The following is a 20,205-nucleotide window of genomic DNA, read 5'->3' on the forward strand; positions in this document are numbered from 1 at the left end:
CGCTAACGGAATGCGGGTCTCCTTTGAAGTCCGGGCGGCACTTATTCTCGGCCTTGTGTCCTTTCTGTTGCTCGGCCCGGTCGCGGCCCGGGCCGACAGCCCCTATTCGCTGGACATGAAGGGGATGCCCGATCCCCTGACCTGGTCGCTGCTGGGCGAGACCAGCGAATTGATCAACAAGAAGAACGAGCCGCCGCCCAGCCTGACCGCGCTGCGCAACCGGGTGCGCGGCGACGTCGACCGCATCCGCAAGATCCTGGATGCCTATGGCTATTTCGACGGCACCATCGACGTCTCGATGGACGAGGACAAGAGCCCGGTGCCGGTGGTCATGGTGGTGACGCCCGGCCCGCAGTACCGGGTGGGCACGGTGCGCCTGACCGATCCCGGCGGCGTGCCGCTCGGCCCCGCGCTGTCGCCGGCGCCGGGCCGCATCGCCCTGAAGGAGGGCGAGCCCTATGCCGCCCAGGCCGTGATCGATACCGAGGGCGCGATCCTGGCCGATCTCGGGCGCCGGGGCCGGCCCTTCGCCAAGGTGGCGAAGCGCGACATCGTGCTGAACCGGGGCGCGACCCGGGTCGATGCCGCCTGGGCGATCGACTACGGGCCCCTGGTCACCTTCGGCGAAGTCCGCTTCGAGGGGCTGGAGCGCCTGAAGGACAAGCCGGCGCGCGAATTGCTGCGCTGGCAGGCGGGCGAGCAGGTCGATACCGCGAAGGTGGAGGAGACCCGCCGCACCTTCGTCGAGACCGGCCTGTTCCGCACCGTGACCGTGACCGTGGAACCCCCGCCCCAGGGCGGCGACGGGCCCGCCCCGGTGCTGATCCGGGTGGAGGAAAGCCCGCCCCGCACCATCGGCGGCGGCATCCGCTATTCGACCAGCGAGGGCGCCGGCCTCCGCGCCTTCTGGGAACACCGCAACCTGATGGGCGGGCGGGAGTCGCTGCGCGTCACCGCCGATGTCGCCGAGACCGGCTACAGTCTGGAAGGCCGGGCGCGCAAGCCCGATTTCGAATGGCGCGGCGTCGACCTCGTCGCCCAGGCCAAGGCGGAACAGGAACAGCTCGAAGCCTATGACATGGACCGCCTGCTGATCGGCGCCGGCCTCGAATGGCGCTATTCGCCGGAATGGTTCTTCTCGGGCGGCGTCACCCTCGAACAGAGCTATATCGACGACCAGGGCAACAGTGAGAGTTACACCCTGATCGGCTTCCCCGCGGTGGCGCGGCAGGATACGTCGAACGACGTGCTGGACCCGACGCGGGGCCACCGCCTCACCCTGTCGGTGACACCCTATTACGATCTGGCGGGCACGGCCGGGACCTTCATCGTCAGCAAGGCGCTGGCCTCGGTCTATCTGCCGCTCGATGATGCGGCGGATTACGTGCTGGCGCTGCGCGGCGGGCTCGGCGCCACCTTCGGCGGTTCCACCCTGTCGCTGCCGGCGGACAAGCGCTTCTATGCCGGCGGCGGCGATTCGCTGCGCGGCTATGCCTTCCAGAAGGCGGGACCGCTCGGCATCGGCGGCGAGGCGACGGGGGGCAAGTCGCTGGCGACCGGCGCCGTCGAGATGCGCTGGCGCGTGACCGAAAGCATCGGCATCGTGCCCTTCGTCGACTTCGGTTCGGTGTTCGAGGATTCGCTGCCCGATTTCGGCGCCGATCTTTTCATCGGTGCCGGTCTTGGCCTCCGCTACATGTCGCCGATCGGGCCGCTGCGCCTGGACGTCGCGACCCCGGTCGCGGGCAAGCGCAACAGCGACGATATCATCCAGATCTATATTTCCATCGGCCAGGCCTTCTGAGGCGGGTGAAGGCGATCATGAAACCTGCCCTGTCCCGCACCCTGAAATGGACCGGCATCGGCCTGGCGACGCCCGTCGCCCTCGCCGCTGCCGCGCTCGGCGCCTTGCAGGTGCCGGCGGTGAAATCCTGGCTCGCGGCCTATGTCTCGGAGATGGTCTCCGGCCCCGACTTCACCCTGAAGATCGAGCAATTGTCCGGCGGCCTGCCCTTCGGCCCCCTGGTCGGGCGGGTCGAGCTGGGCGATGCCGGCGGGACCTGGGCGACGGTCGAGGGGGCGGCGGTCGCCGTCGACCCTTGGGCCCTGATCGGCGGCCGCATCCATGTGGAAAAGGTCACGGCCGAACGGATCACCCTGGCGCGCCTGCCGGCGGGCGGGGCGGAAGCGCCGCCGCCGAGCGACGAGCCCCTGGACCTGTCCCTGCCGCAACTGCCGGCGGGCCTCGCCCTCGACCGGCTGGAAGTGCGGGAGATCGTGCTCGGGGCCGCGGTCGCCGGGGTCGAGACGCGTTACACCCTGAGCGGCCGTCTCGGGGTCGGCGACGACGGCGCGGCCGGTGCCGCCCTGGTGCTGGCGCCCCTGGCCGGGCAGGAATCAACCCGGCTTACCCTCGATGCCGTGCACCGGCCGGCCGACGATCACCTGACCCTGAAGCTGGCGCTGGACGAGCCGCCGGCCGGCCCCATCGCCCGTATCGCCGGCCTCTCGGGCGCGGGGCCGATCCGCCTGTCGCTGGCGGGCGATGGGCCGCTGTCGTCCTTCAGTGCGCAATTGTCGGCGGCGGCCGAAGGCGCCGGCATCGACGGTCAATTGCGCCTGGGCCGGGGCGCGCCGGGGGTGATCACGGCGGCGCTGGTCGCGACGGCCGCGCCCGGCCCGTTCCTGCCGCCCGACCTGGCGCCGCTGGCGGCGGAGGGCATCGCCCTCGACCTCGGGCTGACGGTGGCGGGATCGGTGCTGGACCTCGACCATGCCCGCATCGGGCTGACCGGCCTTGTGCTCGACGCCAAGGGCCGGCTGGCCGACGGCGCCAGGGCGGAACTGGCGGCGACCCTTGCCATCGACCCCGCCGCCCCCCTGGCGGCCCTGGCCACCGTGCCGGCGGCCCTGCGGCCCGGGCGGGTGGAACTGATGGCGAGTGCCGATCTGGCCGCGGGCACGGCGGATGTCTCACGCCTGACGGTCACCGCCCCGGGCGCGACGATCGAGGGCAAGGCGGCGCTCGCCGATGGTTTCAGCACCTTCACGGCCGATCTCGGGGCCGGCCTGCCCGATCTCGCGGTGGTCCCGGATGCCGGGCTGACCGGCGCCGGCACGCTGGCGGTGACGGCCAAGGGACGGCTCGACGAGCCCGATATCGCCTTCGATCTGGCGCTGGCCGCCAGCGCCGTCGCGGGCGCCGATCTCGTGCCCCATCTTCTGGGCGAGACGCCGAAGCTCTCGGTCGCCGGGCGTTACAATGCGACGGGCGTCGCGGTCGAGAATTTTTCGATCGCGACCGCGGCGCTGATCGCCGGCGGCAGCGGGCGGTTCGATCCGGCGACGGAAACGGTGGCCGCGACCGTCACCGCCCGGGCCGAGGATCTGGCCCGCCTGGGCGAGCCCGGCCTTGCCGGCAGCGCCGCCCTGGCGGCGACCATCGGCGGCACCATCGGCCTGCCGGTGATCGACCTGACCCTGGACGGCCAGGGTCTGGCCTTCGGCGGCACCGCGCTGGGCGATCCGCGCGCCGTGATCAAGGCGGCGCCGGATGCGGCCGGGGTTTCGACCGGGCGGCTGGACCTTGCGCTCGGCGGTGCCTATCCGCTGACCCTGGGCGCCGATCTCGCCTTCGACGGCCGCGAGGCGCAGGTCAAGGGGCTGGCCGGTGATGTCATGGGGGCCGCGGTCAGCGGCGATCTCGCCTATGGCCTTGAGACCGGCCTGGCGGCGGGCGGCCTGAAGCTGGCGGCGCCGCGGCTCGACCGCTTCTCGGCCCTGGCCGGGCAGACGCTGGCGGGGGCGTTGACCCTCGATCTGGCCCTGGTGCCCCGGAACGGCGGCCAGGGCGCGGATGTCGCCCTCGACGGGCGCAATATCGCCGCCGGCGCTGCGACCGTCGCCCGGATCGAGGCGAAGGCGGCACTCGATGATCTGCTGGGCGCCGGCAAGGGCCGGGCGGAAGCCACGGTCAGCCGCATCGCCGCCGGCACCGCCACGGTGGAAAGCCTGAACCTGAAGGCGGAACTGGCCAGTTTCGCCGATGTCGCCTTCACCCTCGGCCTCAAGGGCGGGGCGGTGCCGGCGCCCCTGCACCTCGACGCCAAGGGCCGCTATCAGGGCGGCGAGACGGCGAAGGTGACACTCGCCACGCTGGCCGGGCAAGTGGCCGAGGCGCCGATCCGGCTGCGGAAGCCGCTGGAGGTCGGGCTCGGCGCCGCGACCACGGTCAAGGGCCTGGACCTCGGCTTCGGCAAGGCGGCGATCACGGGCGAGATCAGCCTGGGCACCACGGTCGGCGGCAGCTTGCGCATTGCCGGTTTCGACCTCGGCGATCTTGCCGGGATCCTGCCCGAGGGGCAGGTGCCGGGCGGCACCGTCGATGCCGACCTGTCCCTGAAGGGCAACGGCGGGCGCCTGACGGTGGCGGCGCGGAAACTGCTGCCGCCGGCCGGCCTCGTCGATGTCGCGGCGGCGGATATGCCGCGCCCCGATGTCGACCTGCGTTTCGACTGGTCGGGCGCCAAGGGCGAGGTCGACCTGTCGGTGTCCGGCATCCGCGAGGCGACGATCAAGGCCACGGGCAGCGTGCCGATCCGCATCGACGGCGGCATTCCCCTGCCGGCGGAACGGGGCAGCCTGGACCTTGCGGTCAAGGTCGATGCCAACCTGCGCCGGCTGGCGCCCCTGCTGCCGCTGGGCGACAATGAGGTGCGGGGCCGGCTGGCGCTGGATGCGACCATCCGCGGGCCGATCTCGGCGCCCGAACCCTCGGGCCGCCTGACCATCGAGCGCGGGCGCTTCGCCAATGGCCTGTCCGGCTTCGAATTGCGCGATCTGGCCCTGGCCATGACGTTCACGGGGACGGCGGCGACCCTCGAAACCCTGACCGCGACGGACGGCGAAAAGGGCAAGCTGACCGGGCGCGGCGCCGCCCGGCAATTGCCGGACGGCGATTTCGCCCTGGAGGCGGCGATCCGGGCAGAGCGTTTCCGCTTTTCCCGCCTGGACCTAGCGACCACGGACGGCGATCTCGACCTTGCGGTGGGCGGCACCGCCACCGCGCCCGACGTGAAGGGCACGGTCACCATCCGCCAGGGCCGGGTGGAGATCGCGGCCAGCATGCCGCCGCCCTCGGTTCCGGTGGTCGAGGTGCGTGACCCGGCGTCGGCGTCCGAATCGCAGGCCCCGGAATCCCTGGCGCCCGCAGAGCAGGGCGGCGGCGCGCCGGCAAAACCCAAGGTTGGCCGGCTGGATCTGGCGATCAATGCCCCGGGGCAATTCTTCGTCCGCGGCCGCGGCCTCGATTCGGAATGGCGTGGCACCATCAAGGTGGCGGGGGCGATCACGGCGCCGGAGGTTTCGGGTGGTTTCGAAGTGGTGCGCGGCACCTATACGCTGGCGGGCCGGCCCTTCGCCATTTCGGAGGGGTCGCTGACCTTCCCCTCCGGTCTTGCGGCGCCGCCCCAGGTGAAGGTGGTGGCCTCGGCCCCGGCCGACGATGTCGAGGCGAAAGTCTCGGTTTCCGGCCCCGTGACGGCGCTGAAGATCGAACTCTCGTCCGAACCGGCCCTGCCGAACGACGAAGTGCTGAGCCGGGTGTTGTTCGGCCGTTCAGTCGCCAATCTGACCGCGACCCAGGCGCTTCGCCTCGGCCAGACGGCGCTGGAACTGTCGGGGGTCGGCGGCGGCGGGCCCGGGCTCATCGGCGGCGTGCGCGATGCCCTGGGCCTGGACCGGCTGGACATCGGCTCGGACGATTCGGCCGATACCTCGGGCGAGGGCGGGGCGCTGGCGGGCACCAGCCTGTCGGCCGGGCGCTATATCGCGGAAGGCGTCTATCTCGGCTTCGAACAGGGGCTGACGCCGGATTCCGGCGCCATCAACATCGAGGTCGAGGTCTATCCCCGCGTCACCGTCGAGGGGAATATCGGCCAGGCCAACAACACTTCCGTCGGCCTGAACTACAAATTCGATTACTGACTTGAAAAAAAAGGCGGAACGGGTGCCGTTCCGCCTGTTCCATGCAGCCTGTGCCGCCTATTTGAACATGCCCTTCCGCCCGTTCGGGGCGTAGAGGTCGTAGCACACGGTGAGCGCCTGGGTCGCCTTGTTCGAACCCTTCAGGTTCACGGTCCAGCTCTGGCCGGTGGACGAGGTCAGATACATGGTCGAACCCGCCTTGAACGCCTGCCAGAAGCCGGGATCGAAGCCGAGGCCGGCGACCATGATGTCGGTATCGGCATAGGTCATGCTGCTGAACTTGTTGTAACGCCGGTCGATGCGGATCTCGAGCGCGGCATTGCCGCCCTTCTGCAGGCGCCAGCGGTCCTGGATGAAGACGATGTTCACGCCGTTGTCCGACAGCAGGATGCCCAGCATCATGCCGTCGTCGAAACGGGTTTCCATGCCGCAATGGTCGAAGCTGCCATTGTCGTTCTGGAAGGCATAGGTCGTCCAATAGCCCGAAACATATTCATCGATGCGCTTGCCCGCGAAAGCCGGCGTCGCAGCCACCAGCAGGGCGGCGATGAAGGCGAAGAATCTCATAATGTTCGTCCCCCTGATTGGAATGGCAGGAGAATATCAAACACGATCGGGCTTGACGATGCGGTGAGGGCGATCACCCCCTGAACCGGGGGAGGGAAATGCCGGGGCCGCGCAAGGCCCCGGCAATACGGTATCAGGCCACCTGAGCCTGTTCGGGCGAGGGGGCGTGGCCGAAGAAGGAGCGGCCGAAATCGTCGGTGACGGCGATCAGCTGCACCTGCACCCAGTCGAGGAATTCATGCAGGCCGCCGCCCAGCACCATTTCGATCGAGCGGTTGGCGAGCGTGCCGCGCATGCCGTCGAGGATTTCGAGGGTGCGGTTGCCGGCGCGCAGGCCATAGCGCTGGCGCAGGCGGACCACGATCTCGTCGATCGAGGCGATGCAGACCGCGAGCGAGCGGGGGAAGGCATTGTTGAAGATCAGGAAGCCGGCGACCGAGGTCGGGCTCATGCCCCGGGGCTGCACCCGGCGATAGGCATGATAGCCGGCGGCGGAGCGCAGCAGGGCATTCCACTGCGACACGTCGAGGGGCGAGCCCACTTCGGTCGTGGCCGGCAGCAGCATGTGGTACTTGATGTCCAGCATGCGGGTGCCCTGGTCCGCCCGCTCGATCAGCTTGCCGAGCTGGTAGAAATACCAGCCCTCGTCGCGATAGAGCGTGCCTTCCAGGATGCCGGTATGGCTCTGGCAGCCTTCCTTGATCTTGTTGCACACGCGGGCGAGGTCGGCGCGGTTCACGTCGGCCGGGGTCAGCGTGCGGATCCAGCTGTAGAACATGTTCAGCTGGGTCCAGAGTTCCGTCGAGATCAGCGGGCGCAGCGTGCGGGCATTGTCGCGCGAGGCCTTGAGGCAGGAATAGATCGACGACGGATTCTCGGGATCGAGAAGGTAGAAATGGATGACGTTGTTCGCCGTCGCCGCCTGGTACTTGGCGAAGAACCGCTCGTTGTCGGCGTGCAGATGCACGATCGACAGCCAGTTCTGCGAGCCCCGGGCATCGCGGCTGAAGGTTTCGTTGACGTCGAGAATGCGCGCCAGGTTCTCCGCCCGCTCCATATTGCGGGCGAGCCAGAACATGTCTTCGGCGAAACGGGCAAGAAGTCTAGCCAAGCACCCACGTGTCTTTCGACCCGCCTCCCTGGCTGGAGTTGACGACAAGCGAGCCGCGGCGCAGCGCGACCCGGGTGAGACCGCCGGGCAGGACCCAGGTGGATTTGCCGGTGATGGCGAAGGGACGCAGGTCGACGTGGCGGGGTTCCACCTCGCCCTCGACCAGCGTCGGGCAGACCGACAATTGGATGGTCGGCTGGCTGATGTAGTTCGACGGGTCCTTCAGCAGGTTGGCGCGGCAGACCTCCAGTTCCTCTTTCGAGGCCTTGGGGCCGACCGTGATGCCGTAGCCGCCGGATTCGGCCACCGGCTTCACCACCAGCTTGTCGAGATTGTCGAGCGTATAGGACAGCGCTTCCTGCTCGCGGCAGATGAAGGTCTGGACATTGTCCAGGATCGGTTCCTGCTGCAGGTAATATTTGATCAGGCGCGGCATATAGGCATAGACCGCCTTGTCGTCGGCGACGCCGGTGCCGACCGAATTGGCGATCGCCACATTGCCGGCCCTGAGCGCCCGCATCAGCCCGGGCACGCCCAGGGTCGAATCCGGGCGGAACACCTCGGGGTCCAGGAAGTCGTCGTTCAGGCGGCGGTAGATCGTATGCACCCGTTCCAGCCCGCCCGTCGTCTTCATGTAGACACGGTCGTTCTCGACCACGAGGTCGCGGCCCTCGACCAGCGGCACGCCCATCTCGCGGGCGAGGAAGATATGCTCGAAATAGGCGGAATTATAGGTGCCGGGGGAGAGCAGCACGACCTGCGGATCGGCGACCTCGGTCGGCGCGATCTCGACCATCGCCTCCTGAAGTTTGGGGCCGTAATTGTCGACCGGGCGGATCGAAATGTCGGTGGTCAGGTCCGGGAAGGCCCGGAGCATCATGTTCCGGTTCTCGAGCACGTAGGAAACGCCCGACGGCGTCCTGGCATTGTCTTCGAGCACCATGAACTTGCCGGCATCGTCGCGCACCACGTCGATGCCGCAGATATTGGCATAGGCGCCATGGGCGACCTTCACGCCGATCATCGCTTCCTGGAAATTGCTGTTGCCGAGCACCAGTTCGGCCGGGACGATACCGTCCTTCAAGGCGTGCTGGGGCCCGTAGACATCGGCCAGGAACAGGTTGATCGTGGTAACCCGCTGAATTACCCCGGCCTCGAGATGGGCCCAATCCTCGCGGGAGAGGATGCGGGGGATGACGTCGAAGGGCAGGATGCGGTCGATCGCGTCCTTGTCCGAATAGACGGTGAAAGTGATGCCGAGGTTGTACAACTCCCGTTCGGCATCCTCGGAGCGCCGTTGCAGCGCGTCGAGGTCGAGTTGAGCCAATCGTTCGCGGATCGCTGCCGTATGTTCGGCGGCGGGCGTTCCCGATCGCCCCATGATCTCGCAGAAGAAAGGACCCTGATCATATCGGGAAAGAACGCCGCTCATCCAAGCCCTCGCATCAACCCTGAATCGAGCCTAGCAAACTATTCGGATGCACCGCATCAAAAATCGGCACGACCTATTCAGGGCTTCCCATCTGCATAATTTTTCGGCGCTGCCCCATCTTTCAGCGGCACGACGTCGACGCCGACCTGGAGCCGGTGCGGCCCGCCGCCGACGATGATCCCGCGCAAGGGCGCGACGTCGTCGTAGTCGCGGCCATGGGCGACGGTAATATGATCGACCGAGGGGATGCAATCATTGGTGGGATCGAGTTCCAGCCAGTCGCCGCCACCGATCCAGACCGCGACCCAGGCATGCGACTGGTCCGAGCCGACGAGGCGCGGCCGGCCGGGCGGCGGCGTGGTCCGCAGGTAACCGCTGACATAGCAGGCGGGCAGGCCCAGCGAGCGCAGGCAGGCGATCATCAGATGGGCGAAGTCCTGGCACACGCCGCGTTTCACCCGCAGCACCTCGCGCGGGGGGGTGGTCACCGTGGTCGCCTGGGGATCGAAGGCGAAGTCGCGGTGGATGCGGGCATTGAAGGCGGCGACCGCCTCGATGATCGGGCGCCCGGCGGGAAAGTCGGGGCGGGCGAAGTCGGCGAATTCAGCGGCGAGTTCGATCAGGATCGAATTCTCGCGGAAGGAATGCAGGCCCAGCGTCTCCGGCCCCGCCTCGTCGAGGCGGGCGCGCAGTACGTCCCAGGCCGGGCGCGAATCCGGCGCGGGCGGGGTTTCGGTCCTGATCTCGACCTCGATCAGGGATTCGACGATCAGGCGCTGGTGCGGTTCCTCGATCGCGAATTGCACGATCGGATTGCCGAAGCCGTCGGTGCGCTCGTTCCAGGTGGTCGGCTCCGGGACCACGCGCAATTCGTGGCGCAGCACCTCCTGGCGCCCGACCGGCCGCGGCTTCAGATGGGCGAGATGATGGGCGAGGGTCACCGCCTCGCCATAGTCGTAGACCGTATTGTGCCGGGCCTGATAGCGGATCATGGCGTCATCGCCGTGCTGCGGATCGGCCCGCCCGGCCGGACGGCCAGGGCATGGCTGAAATAGGTCTGGGAAATAATGTCCGAAAGCTCGGGCAGGGTGACGCCGACCGCATCGAGCAGGGCCGATAATTCGGTGTTGCGGCCATCGGATGCGGTGCCGGCCAGGCGCTGGATCTCGGCCCCGCGCAATTCGGCGAGCGCGGTCTGGGCCAGCAGGCGGGCGGCGCCCGAGCCGAAGGCGCCCTTTTCCCGCGGGAGATTCTCGACATGGTCGGCGATCGCCCACATCTGACGGGCGAGCGAGCGGGGGTTGGCCTCGTCGAGCAGCAGGAGGTCGAGCACGGGGGCGAATTGGGCGCCGGTGAAATAGCGCGCCCGATAGGTCATGAAACTGTCGGCGATGTCGAGGGCGAGGTCGAGGGCGCGCATGTCGCCCTCGTCGCCGCCCATGACGAGGCCGCGCACCAGGGAAATGGCGATCAGCGCCCGTTCCACCCGCCGGCCCAGGTCCATGAAGCGCCAGGCCTGGCCCCGGGTCATGTTCTCCATGCCGAGGCCCGACAGCGCCGCCATCGAGGCGACCAGGGAATCGAAACAGTCGAGCAGGCCGACGTAATCCCCCGGCGTCGCCTTGCGCACCCGGTCGATCTGGCCGTTCAGCTGGAGCAGCACGCGGGTCATGTCCACCGACAGGCGATCGCGCACCATGCCGGTGTTCATGTTGAGGCGCCGCACCGCCGAGGTGAAGCCGGTGGCGCGGAATTCGTCGGTCAGCACGGGCAGCAGCTGGGCATCGAATTCCGCCCGGTCCGTGGTCGCGAGATCAGCCAGTTCGGCGGGGATTTCCCCGACCATGGCGAGGAAGGCGGCACCCGGGCCCAATTCGCCCTGGCCGACCAGGCTGCCGCCGTCGATCAGGCGCTGGATCACGGCGCGGAAGGCGCGGACGCCGAATTCCGCCCGTTCGGCATAGCGCCCGACCCAATAGAGATCGTCGGCCACCCGGCTGGGCAGGTTGTTGCCCTGGCGCTTGACCTCGACCGTGGTATCGGGCGAGCGCAGCAGGCTGAATTGTTCGACCGGGCTTGCCGACAGCACCCAGGCATCCTTGGACAGGCCCCATTGCTGAAGCCGCAGCAGCGGCCGGTCGGCGGTGGGCGCCACCCGGACCAGGGCCCCGGGCATGACCGAGAAGCCCCTGTCGGTCGCGGTCAGGAAGGCGCGCAGCACGACGGGCTGGGGCGCTACGCCGGCGGCGGTATAGCCGGGGGCGGTCGACAGCCGCACCGGCGCCTGGCCCACGGCGTCATAGGCGTGTTCGTCGAGATGGTGGTTCCAGGCCTCGAGATCGGCGGGCGGCGCCACGCCGATCCTGGGGAAGGCCGGGCGCAGCGCATAGGCGCTGGATTTCGCGGTCAGCCGGGCGCGGCCCTGGGGCTCGCCCGCCCAAACGGTTTCGAGATTGGGCAGCAGCAGGTCCTCGCCCAGCAGGTGGCGCGACAGGGCGGGCACGAAGGGCAGCAGGGCCGGCGTCTCGACCAGGCCGGCGCCGAGCGCATTGGCCACCACCACATGGCCGGCCAGCACCGCCTGGACGAGGCCGGCCACGCCCAGCGTCGAATCGCCGCGCAATTCCAGGGGATCGCAGAAATCGTCGTCGACCCGGCGCAGGATGACGTCGACCGGTTCGAGGCCGCCCAGGGTCTTCAGGAACACCCGGTCGCCGCGCACCGTCAGGTCGTTGCCCTCGACCAGCGTATAGCCGAGGTAGCGGGCGAGATAGGCGTGCTCGAAATACGTCTCGTTATAGGGCCCGGGGGTGAGCAGCACGATGCGCGGATAGCGCGTCCAGGGCGCGAGGTTGCGCAGCGTCTGCCGCAGCGTGCCGAACCACGAGGCCAGGCGCTTCACCTTCATGGCGCGATAAGTCTCGGCCAGGGAGCGCGAGGTGATGATGCGGTTCTCGAGGGCATAGCCGGGGCCGGCCGGGGTCCGCGTGCGGTCGCCCACCACCAGCCAGCGGCCGTCCGCCCCGCGCACCAGATCGACCGCATAGACATGCAGCCAGAGATCGCCCGGCGGCCGGAAACCGGCCAGGGGGCGCAGGTAATCCGGATTGGCGAGAACGACGCCCGGGTGCAGCACGCCGTCCTTCAAGGTGCGCTGGGCACCGTAGAGATCGCCCAGCAGGGCATTCATCAGGCGCCCGCGCTGGATCAGGCCCCGCTCGATCCCGGCCCATTCCTCCTCCGAGATGACGAGGGGGACGAGGTCCAGTTCGATCGCGCGGGCGGCATTCCGCGGGTCGCCATAGACATTGTAGGTGACGCCGTTGTCGTGCAGCAACTGGCGGGCGCGGGCGGTGCGCTGGCCGAATTCCCGGGGGCCCAGGTCTTCGAGGCTTTCCACCAGTTCGGCCCAATGGGGGCGCAGCTGGCCCTGGCCGTCCACGCATTCGTCGTAAGTGCCGGGGGCGGGCCGGTAAAAGGCCGCAGCCTGCCCGTCGGCCGCCAGGGGGGCGCCGGGCAAGGGCAGGGGGATCTGGGCCCCGTCCTCGGGGCTTGTGGGTTCGGTCGCTAGACTCACGCGACTCATCGTATCAGGCAGGTCCGGGGCCGCCACGGTTTTTCACGATCATTCCTGGAGAGAATTGATGCAGTCAATTGCCGGTATTATCCGGTCAATCACCTGTCGAACACAGTCATTTGCCGGCGCCGGACGTCGGTCCGGCGCCGGGCAAAGCCTTACTGGCGGCGCAGGTCCAGGGTCAGGGGGAATTCCCGCGACACTTCGACCGGCCCCAGCGTCATCGGTCCCGGCGTATGGCCGAAGCCGAAGAAGCGGGCGAGGCGGCGGCCTTCCGCCTCATAGGCATTGACCGGGGCGGTGACGAAGTTGCGCCCGCCCGGGTGCGAGACGTGATAGGTGCAGCCGCCGATCGCCCGGCCCGACCATTCGTCGACGATGTCGAACACCAGCGGCCCGTGGGGTGGAATGGTCGGGTGCAGGGCCGAGGCCGGCTGCCACGCCCGGAAGCGCACGGCGGCGACATATTCGCCCTCGCGCCCGGTATTGGTCAGGGGCACGCGATAGCCGTTGACCGCGACCGCATGGCGCCCGTCGGTCATGCCGTTCACCTTCACCTGGATGCGTTCGACCGAACTGTCGACGAAGCGGACGGTGCCGCCGGCCATGCCTTCCTCGCCCAGCACATGCCAGGGTTCCAGCGCCTGGCGCAGTTCCAGGGTCAGGCCGCGCTGGTGAATGGTGCCGTAATGGGGGAAGCGGAATTCGAAATGCGGTTCCAGCCATGAGCGCTCGAAGGCGACGCCCCATTGGTTGAGGTCGGCGACGACATCGTCCAGATCCTCCGACACGAAATGCGGGAGGAGGAAACGGTCGTGCAGTTCCGTGCCCCAGCGCACCAGCCGCGGCGGATAGGGGTGGTCCCAGAAATGCGCGATCAGCGCCCTGAGGATCAGCTGCTGCACGCAGGACATGCGGGCGTGGGGCGGCATTTCGAAGGCGCGGAGTTCGAGCAGCCCGAGCCGCCCGGACGAGGAATCGGGCGAGAACAGCTTGTCGATGCAGAATTCCGAGCGGTGGGTATTGCCGGTCACATCCGCCAGCAGGTGGCGGAACAGGCGGTCGACCAGCCAGGACGGCACGTCCGTATGGTCGGGCACCTGGCGGAAGGCGATCTCCAGCTCGTAGAGCGAATCATGCCGGGCCTCGTCGATGCGCGGCGCCTGGCTGGTCGGGCCGATGAACATGCCCGAGAACAGGTAGGACAGGCTCGGGTGGTTCTGCCAGTAGGACAGCAGGCTGCGCAGCAGGTGCGGCCGGCGCAGGAAGGGGCTGTCCTCCGGCCGCGCGCCGCCGACCACGATATGGTTGCCGCCGCCGGTGCCGACATGGCGCCCGTCGACCATGAATTTTTCCGAGGCGAGGCGGGTCTGGCGCGCATCCTCGTAGAGCGTCGTGGTGAGATCGACCAGTTCCCGCCAGGTCTTCGAGGGGTGGATGTTCACCTCGATCACGCCCGGGTCCGGCGTTACCATGATATTCCTCAGGCGCCAGTCCTTGGGCGGGCCGTAACCTTCGAGGACCACCGGCATGTCGAGTTCGACCGCGGTCTCCTCGATCCGGGCGATCAGGTCGACCCAGGCTTCGAGATAGGACTGGGGCGGCATGAAGATATAGAGGCGGCCGTTCCGCACCTCGACCGAAAGGGCGGTCCGGATCACGCCGGGCATGGAGACGCCGACGAAATTGCCCGCCGGCTGGGTCGGCCAGCGCGGGTCGGGCGGCGGCAGCGGGCGCACCGGCAGGCGGCCGGGCACCTGGACCGTCACCGTCGCGGACTGGCCTGCGGGGGCCAGCGGCGGGCGCGGCGCGAAGGGATCCTCCTCGAAGTGGTAGGGGTAATCCTCCGGTCTCACCCAGGGCAGGCTTTGCAGCGGCAGGCGATAGCCGACCGGCGAATCGCCGGGGGTGAGGAAGACGCGCTTCGAGCGGAACTTCCAGGGTTTCGCCTGCCACAGCGGCCCTTCCACCGTCATCCAGCATTCGAGCGGGAGGACGAAACCGGTCGGCGTGTCGAGGCCCTTGTCGAAGACGCGGCTCATGCGCTCGCGCTCTTCCGCGTCCTCGATATGGTTTTCGAGGGGATCGACATTGATCGGCAGGCGCCGCTCGCGCCACATCCAGTACCAGGGGTCCTCGAAGGCGGCGAGCGTATTGTCCGGCGAGACCTTGAGCTTGGCCGCCAGGGTCTGGAGGAAGTCCTCGGCCCGTTCGAGGGTGATGCCGTAATTCACATTCTCGTCGGCCAGGTATTTCTGGTCCTGCCACAGGGGCTCGCCATCGGCGCGCCAGTAGCAGCCGAGCGCCCATCGCGGCAGGCTTTCGCCCGGATACCACTTGCCCTGGCCATAGTGCAGCACGCCGCCGGGGGCATAGCGGTCCTTCAATTTGCGGACCAGCGTGTTGGCGAGGCCGCGCTTGGTCGGGCCCAGGGCCTCGGTGTTCCATTCGGGGCCGTCGAAATCGTCGATCGAGACGAAAGTCGGCTCGCCGCCCATGGTCAGGCGCACGTCGCCGGCGACCAGCCGTTCCTCGACCGCGTCGCCGGCGGCGACGATCGCCTCCCATTGCTCCTCGGAATAGGGCTTGGTGACGCGGGCCGCCTCCTCGATGCGGGTGATCTTCATCGAGAAGTCGAATTCGACCCCCGCCTCGTCGACGATGCCGGTGATCGGCGCCGCACTGCCCGGTTCGGGCGAGCAGGCGAGCGGGATATGGCCCTCGCCGGCGAAGAGGCCGGAGGTCGGGTCGAGCCCGACCCAGCCGGCGCCGGGCAGGTAGACCTCGGTCCAGGCGTGGAGATCGGTGAAATCGACCTCGGTGCCGGAAGGCCCGTCCAGCGATTTCACGTCCGGCGCCAGCTGGATCAGGTAACCGGAGACGAAACGCGCCGCCAGCTTCAGGTGGCGCAGCATGTGGACGAGCAGCCAGGCCGAATCGCGGCAGCTGCCCTTCTTCAGGGTCAGCGTCTCCTCGGGCGTCTGCACCCCCGGCTCCATGCGGATGACATAGGAGACGTGGCGATGCACGAGACGGTTGAGATCGACCAGGAAATCCACCGTGCCGCGCTCGCGCCGGTCGACCTTGGCCAGGATGGCGGCAAGCTCGGGGCCCGCCGGCTCGATCTCGAGATAGGGCTTCAGTTCGTGGGCGAGCTTCGGCTCATAGGTGAAGGGGGCGCGTTCCGCCGTCTTTTCCAGGAAGAAATCGAAGGGATTGATGATCGCCAGTTCGGCGACCAGATCGACCTCGACCTCGAATTCCCGGGTCTTTTCGGGGAAGACCACGCGGGCGAGATAATTCGACTGCGGGTCCTGCTGCCAGTTCAGGAAATGCACGCTGGGCGTGAGGCGCAGCGAATAGCCGGTCACCGGCGTCCGGCAATGCGGCGCCGGGCGCAGCCGGATGGTCTGCGGTCCAAGATTGACCAGACGGTCGTACTTGTAGGTCGTCTTGTGGTTGAGGGCCACCCTGATGGTCATGCTCGCTCCGAAATCGCGGTGCGCGGGGCACCGGCACAAAAGACCAATGACACGATGCCGCCCGGCCGAGGGTCCGGGGGCGAAGTTTTGAAATTATCGTTGCCCCCGATTGAACCCGAAGATGGCCCCGGCGTCGAGGGGTGAACGTATCTTGTGCAGCGGATGGGTGTCTGCCCGTTCGTTGGTCAAAAGTGCCCGGATGCAGGGCGACACCGGCAGCGGGGCCGCCCTGCACCCGTTCTGCACCGCGCCGGCACGGGAAAGACGCGGGAGGGGCGCAGCGGCCTGCGCATCCGGCTGCCAGGGTCCGGGGCGGAGGTGGTTCATGTCCCTGCGCTTTTCCTTCTGGTCGCGGATCGGCCTTGCCCTGCTGCTGGCGGCGGCCGGCGACCTGTTCCTGTTCGGGCCGTTCTCGGGCCTTGCCTCAGCCCTGTTCGGGTTTTGCCTGATCGTGGCCCTGCTGGCGGCACGGCCGGAGGTGCTGCGCCACCGTCCGGCCCTGGGCGTGCTGGCGCTGGCCCTTCTCCTGCTGGCGGCGCTGGTCGAGCGGCCGGGGGCCCTGGCCGCCGTCCTTTTCGTGCCAGCGGTCGGGGCGGCGGCCCTGCTGCCCCGGGCGCCGGCGCGACTCGATGCCTGGCGCGGCCTTCGGGCCGTCGTCTGGCGCGGCGCGCTGACGCCGGTGTCGCTCGGCATCGCCCTGGCGCAGATCCGCGGGCGGCTGGGGCCGGGGCCCGGTTTCGGCCAGGTGCTGGGGCTTCTGGCCCTGCCGCTGGGGGGCGGCCTGCTCTTCCTGCTGCTGTTCTCGAGTGCCAATCCCCTGGTCGAACAGGCGCTGTCGGCGCTGACGCCCTGGTCCCTGCTGGGCGGGGTGACGCCGGGACGGCTGCTGTTCTGGGGTGTCTGCTTCCTGTTCGCCTATGGGCTGCTCCGGCCCGCGCGGCTGCGCTGGCGGGTGCGGCAAAGCCGGCGGCCGGTGGAATGGCCGGGGGTTTCCACCGCCTCGGTGCGCCTGTCCCTGCTGCTGTTCAACCTGCTGTTCGCCATCGAGAACACCCTGGATCTGGCATTTCTGTGGAGCGGGGCGGCGCTGCCCGAGGGCGTCACCCTGGCGGCCTATGCCCACCGCGGCGCCTATCCGCTGATCTTCACCGCCTTGCTGGCCGGGCTTTTCGTGCTGGCCGCCCTGCGCCCGGGGACGCGGACGGCGGCGGATCCCCTGCTGCGCCGGCTGGTGGTGCTGTGGATCGGGCAGAATATCCTGCTGGTCGCCTCCAGCCTGCGCCGCACCCTCGCCTATATCGACGCCTATTCCCTGACCGAACTGCGCCTGCTGGCCCTGGTCTGGATGGCACTGGTGGCGCTCGGGCTCGGCCTGATCTGCTTCCGGCTGCTGGCCGGGCGCAGCGGCGCCTGGCTGATCAACGCCAATGCCGCGGCCGCCGGGGCGACCGTGCTCCTGTTCCTGCTGGCGATCGATCCGGCGGCGGTGGTCGCCGGCTGGAACACGCGCCACAATCTGGAACGGACGGGGCAGGGGGTTGCGCTCGACTGGGATTACCTTGATCAATTGGGCGATGCCGCCCTGCTGCCCCTGCTCGCCCTGGAGCGGAGCGACGCCCCGGACGATATGCGCCGCCGGGCCGCGGCCCTGCGCCAGCGCCTGCTGGCTTGCCTGGAACGCCGGCAGGCGCGGCCGGCCGAGTGGAGTTTCCTGGGGGCGCGGCGCCTTGCCGAAGCGAAGCGCCTGATTGACCGGGAGGGCCGGGAATGACAGTGATGGCGGCCATGGCCAAGCGCATCCTGATCGTCGACGACGATCCCCATATCCGCGAACTGCTGGCCTTCGCCCTGGCGAAGGCGGGCTATGCCCCTGCCGAGGCGGCGGAGGGCGAGGCGGCCCTTGCCATGGTCGCGACGGCGGCGCCCGACCTCGTCGTCCTCGACATCAACATGCCCCGCCTCGACGGGCTGGAGGTCTGCCGGCGCCTGCGCGCGGGCGGCGACCTGCCGATCCTGTTCCTGTCGTCGCGCGACGACGAGATCGACCGCATCATCGGCATCGAACTGGGCGCCGACGACTATGTGGTGAAACCCTTCTCGCCCCGGGAAGTGGTCGCCCGCATCGGCGCCATCCTGAAGCGCAGCCGGCGGCCGGATGGCGCCGCCCCGGCGGCCCCGGCCCTCCGCCACGGCCTGCTGCACCTCGACCTGCCGGCCTGGGCGGCGACCGCGGGGGGCCGCGACCTCGGCCTGACGCGGACCGAGTTCCAGGTGCTGGCGGCCCTGGCGGCGGCCCCGGGCAAGGTCTTTTCCCGCGACGAGATCATCGACCGGCTGCACGGGCCCGGCTTTGCCGTCACCGACCGCACCATCGACAGCCATATCCGCCACATCCGGCGGAAATGCGCCGCCGCCGGCCTCGGCGACGCGATCGAGACCCGGGCCGGCATCGGTTACAGGATCGGCCCCTGCCGGGGCGACGGGCCGACGTGCTCGCCCGCCTGAAGGATGCGGTCAAGCGCCGCTGGCCGCCCCTGCGCCTGCGCGCCATCCTGACCGCCGTCCTGCTCTTCGTCGCTTTGCTGCCGGCGCTCGGCGCGATTTTCCTGCGCGTCTACGAAAACACCCTGGTGCGCCAGACCGAGGCGGAACTGATCGCCCAGGCGGCGGTGATCGAGGCCGCCCTGCTGAACGCCCTGGGCGTGCCGCCACCGGCGCCGGCCGATGCCCCGGCCTATGCCCCCCGGCCCCTGACCATCGACCTGAACACCATGGAAATCCTGGCGGAACGGCCGCCGGCGGTGGCGGCTGGGGCCGCCGATCCGGCCCTCGGGGCAGCGGCGAGGGCGGTCGCGCCGGTGGTCGAGCGGGCGGTGCTGACCACGCTCGCCGCCGTCCGCGTGCTCGATGCCCGGGGCGTGGTCGTCCTCGGACGGGACGATCTCGGGCTTTCCTACGGCACGGTGGCGGAGGTGCGGGCGGCGCTGGCGGGGGCGGCGTCCACCGTGCTGCGCCGGCGCGGCGACTACGAGCCGCGCTATGCCCTCGAAATGCTCAGCCGGGCGGCGGCGATCCGCGTGCATTACACCCTGCCGGTGGTCTCCGGCGGCGAGGTGCGGGCGGTCTTGCTGCTGTCGCGTTCGCCGCGCGGGCTGTTCCGCGGGCTTTACGACGATCTCGGCAAGATCGCGCTCGGCGTCGTCGCCGGGCTGGCCGTCATCGTCGCCGTCGCGGGCGTGCTGTCGCGCACCATCACTCGGCCGATCGACGCCCTGGGCCGGGCGACCGCGACCATTGCCGCCGGCGGCCATGTCCTGCCCGAAACGCCGCCGACCGCGGCGGTGGAGATCCGCGCCCTGTTCCACGATTTCCGCATCATGGCGGCGCGGATCGAGCAGCGTTCCAACTATCTCCGCGATTTCGCCCGGGCGGTCAGCCACGAGTTCAAGACGCCGCTGGCCGGCATCCGCGGCGCGCTGGAGTTGCTGGAAGACCACGGCGCGGCCATGACCGAGGCCGAGCGCCGGCATTTCATCGCCAATGCCCTGGCCGATGCGGGCCGTCTCAACCGGCTGGTCGGGCGGCTGCTGTCGCTGGCGCGGGCCGATATGGCGGTGGCGGCGGCCCCGGGTCCCGTCGATCCCGCCGTGCCCTGCCGGCGGGCGGCGGATGCCCTGGCGGGCGAAGGTTTCGCGGTCGAGCTGCCGGCCCCGCCCTGGCCGGCGGCGGCGATCGCGGAGGATGTCCTCGAAGCGGTCTTCTCCATCCTGTTCGAGAACAGCCGGCAGGCGGGTGCCCGCCGGGTAACCTTGGACGTCCGGGCAGCCGGGGGGATGGTAACGATCACAGTGGCGGACGACGGCGCGGGGATCGCCCCCGGCGACCGCGACCGCCTGTTCGAACCCTTCTTCACGACCAGGCGGGCCAGCGGCGGCACCGGCCTCGGCCTCGCCATCGCCCGGGCTTTGCTGCGCAACGGCAGGGCCGATCTCGACCTGGTGTCTGCCCCGGCCGGGACCTGCTTCCGCCTGTCGCTGCCCGCCGCCTGAAC

Annotated in this window: 11 protein-coding genes; 5 read left to right on the top strand and 6 right to left on the bottom strand. The window is 69.4% G+C overall.

The window, feature by feature from the left end:
* The first annotated feature begins 10 nt into the window (after nucleotides 1–10).
* Nucleotides 11–1,804: an autotransporter assembly complex protein TamA gene (locus tag DKG75_RS18465; RefSeq protein WP_109922640.1), complete on the top strand. Its 1,794-nt coding sequence runs from the start codon at nucleotides 11–13 to the stop codon at nucleotides 1,802–1,804.
* A 17-nt stretch (nucleotides 1,805–1,821) separates the two neighbouring features.
* Nucleotides 1,822–5,985 carry a translocation/assembly module TamB domain-containing protein gene (locus tag DKG75_RS18470; RefSeq protein ID WP_109922641.1) on the top strand — a complete coding sequence of 1,388 codons (4,164 nt, stop codon included), beginning with the start codon at nucleotides 1,822–1,824 and terminating at the stop codon, nucleotides 5,983–5,985.
* Between the two features lie 57 nt (nucleotides 5,986–6,042).
* On the opposite strand, the gene DKG75_RS18475 is transcribed toward DKG75_RS18470, so the two are convergent.
* The 6 genes from DKG75_RS18475 to DKG75_RS18500 form a co-directional block, all read right to left on the bottom strand.
* Nucleotides 6,043–6,552, bottom strand: coding sequence for a hypothetical protein (locus tag DKG75_RS18475; protein WP_109922642.1), 510 nt, complete (start codon nucleotides 6,550–6,552; stop codon nucleotides 6,043–6,045).
* 133 nt (nucleotides 6,553–6,685) lie between these two features.
* Nucleotides 6,686–7,663, bottom strand: coding sequence for an alpha-E domain-containing protein (locus DKG75_RS18480; RefSeq protein WP_109922643.1), 978 nt, complete (start codon nucleotides 7,661–7,663; stop codon nucleotides 6,686–6,688).
* A complete protein-coding gene (locus DKG75_RS18485) occupies nucleotides 7,656–9,095 on the bottom strand; it encodes a circularly permuted type 2 ATP-grasp protein (RefSeq protein ID WP_109922644.1) in 1,440 nt (479 codons plus the stop codon). Before DKG75_RS18485 ends, DKG75_RS18480 begins: the two co-directional genes overlap by 8 nt.
* A gap of 77 nt (nucleotides 9,096–9,172) precedes the next feature.
* Nucleotides 9,173–10,087: a transglutaminase family protein gene (locus DKG75_RS18490; protein WP_109922645.1), complete on the bottom strand. Its 915-nt coding sequence runs from the start codon at nucleotides 10,085–10,087 to the stop codon at nucleotides 9,173–9,175.
* Nucleotides 10,084–12,672 carry a circularly permuted type 2 ATP-grasp protein gene (locus tag DKG75_RS18495; RefSeq protein WP_133636684.1) on the bottom strand — a complete coding sequence of 863 codons (2,589 nt, stop codon included), beginning with the start codon at nucleotides 12,670–12,672 and terminating at the stop codon, nucleotides 10,084–10,086. Before DKG75_RS18495 ends, DKG75_RS18490 begins: the two co-directional genes overlap by 4 nt.
* A 158-nt stretch (nucleotides 12,673–12,830) precedes the next feature.
* A complete protein-coding gene (locus DKG75_RS18500) occupies nucleotides 12,831–16,154 on the bottom strand; it encodes a transglutaminase family protein (protein ID WP_109922647.1) in 3,324 nt (1,107 codons plus the stop codon).
* A gap of 325 nt (nucleotides 16,155–16,479) precedes the next feature.
* On the opposite strand from DKG75_RS18500, the gene DKG75_RS18505 reads away from it, so the two are divergent.
* The 3 genes from DKG75_RS18505 to DKG75_RS18515 are packed head-to-tail and all read left to right on the top strand — an operon-like array spanning nucleotide 16,480 to nucleotide 20,203.
* Nucleotides 16,480–17,925 (top strand): DUF4153 domain-containing protein, encoded by a 1,446-nt coding sequence (locus DKG75_RS18505; RefSeq protein WP_166646267.1) that lies wholly within the window; start codon nucleotides 16,480–16,482, stop codon nucleotides 17,923–17,925.
* Nucleotides 17,922–18,659: a response regulator transcription factor gene (locus DKG75_RS18510; protein ID WP_243746405.1), complete on the top strand. Its 738-nt coding sequence runs from the start codon at nucleotides 17,922–17,924 to the stop codon at nucleotides 18,657–18,659. The genes DKG75_RS18505 and DKG75_RS18510 overlap by 4 nt, the downstream gene beginning before the upstream one ends.
* The gene (locus DKG75_RS18515; RefSeq protein WP_208111885.1) at nucleotides 18,644–20,203 is read left to right on the top strand and encodes a sensor histidine kinase; all 1,560 of its coding nucleotides are present in this window, start codon (nucleotides 18,644–18,646) and stop codon (nucleotides 20,201–20,203) included. The genes DKG75_RS18510 and DKG75_RS18515 overlap by 16 nt, the downstream gene beginning before the upstream one ends.
* Nucleotides 20,204–20,205 lie beyond the last annotated feature (2 nt).

Origin of the sequence: Zavarzinia compransoris, from assembly GCF_003173055.1 — a bacterium.
In the GTDB taxonomy this organism is placed as follows: domain Bacteria; phylum Pseudomonadota; class Alphaproteobacteria; order Zavarziniales; family Zavarziniaceae; genus Zavarzinia; species Zavarzinia compransoris.

Excerpts from the sequence above, each read along its gene's own strand:
- DKG75_RS18465 (WP_109922640.1), top strand. The coding sequence starts at position 11 with ATGCGGGTCTCCTTTGAAGTCCGGGCGGCACTTATTCTCGGCCTTGTG.
- DKG75_RS18470 (WP_109922641.1), top strand. The coding sequence starts at position 1,822 with ATGAAACCTGCCCTGTCCCGCACCCTGAAATGGACCGGCATCGGCCTG.
- DKG75_RS18475 (WP_109922642.1), bottom strand. The coding sequence starts at position 6,552 with ATGAGATTCTTCGCCTTCATCGCCGCCCTGCTGGTGGCTGCGACGCCG.
- DKG75_RS18485 (WP_109922644.1), bottom strand. The coding sequence starts at position 9,095 with ATGAGCGGCGTTCTTTCCCGATATGATCAGGGTCCTTTCTTCTGCGAG.
- DKG75_RS18490 (WP_109922645.1), bottom strand. The coding sequence starts at position 10,087 with ATGATCCGCTATCAGGCCCGGCACAATACGGTCTACGACTATGGCGAG.
- DKG75_RS18500 (WP_109922647.1), bottom strand. The coding sequence starts at position 16,154 with ATGACCATCAGGGTGGCCCTCAACCACAAGACGACCTACAAGTACGAC.
- DKG75_RS18505 (WP_166646267.1), top strand. The coding sequence starts at position 16,480 with ATGTCCCTGCGCTTTTCCTTCTGGTCGCGGATCGGCCTTGCCCTGCTG.
- DKG75_RS18510 (WP_243746405.1), top strand. The coding sequence starts at position 17,922 with ATGACAGTGATGGCGGCCATGGCCAAGCGCATCCTGATCGTCGACGAC.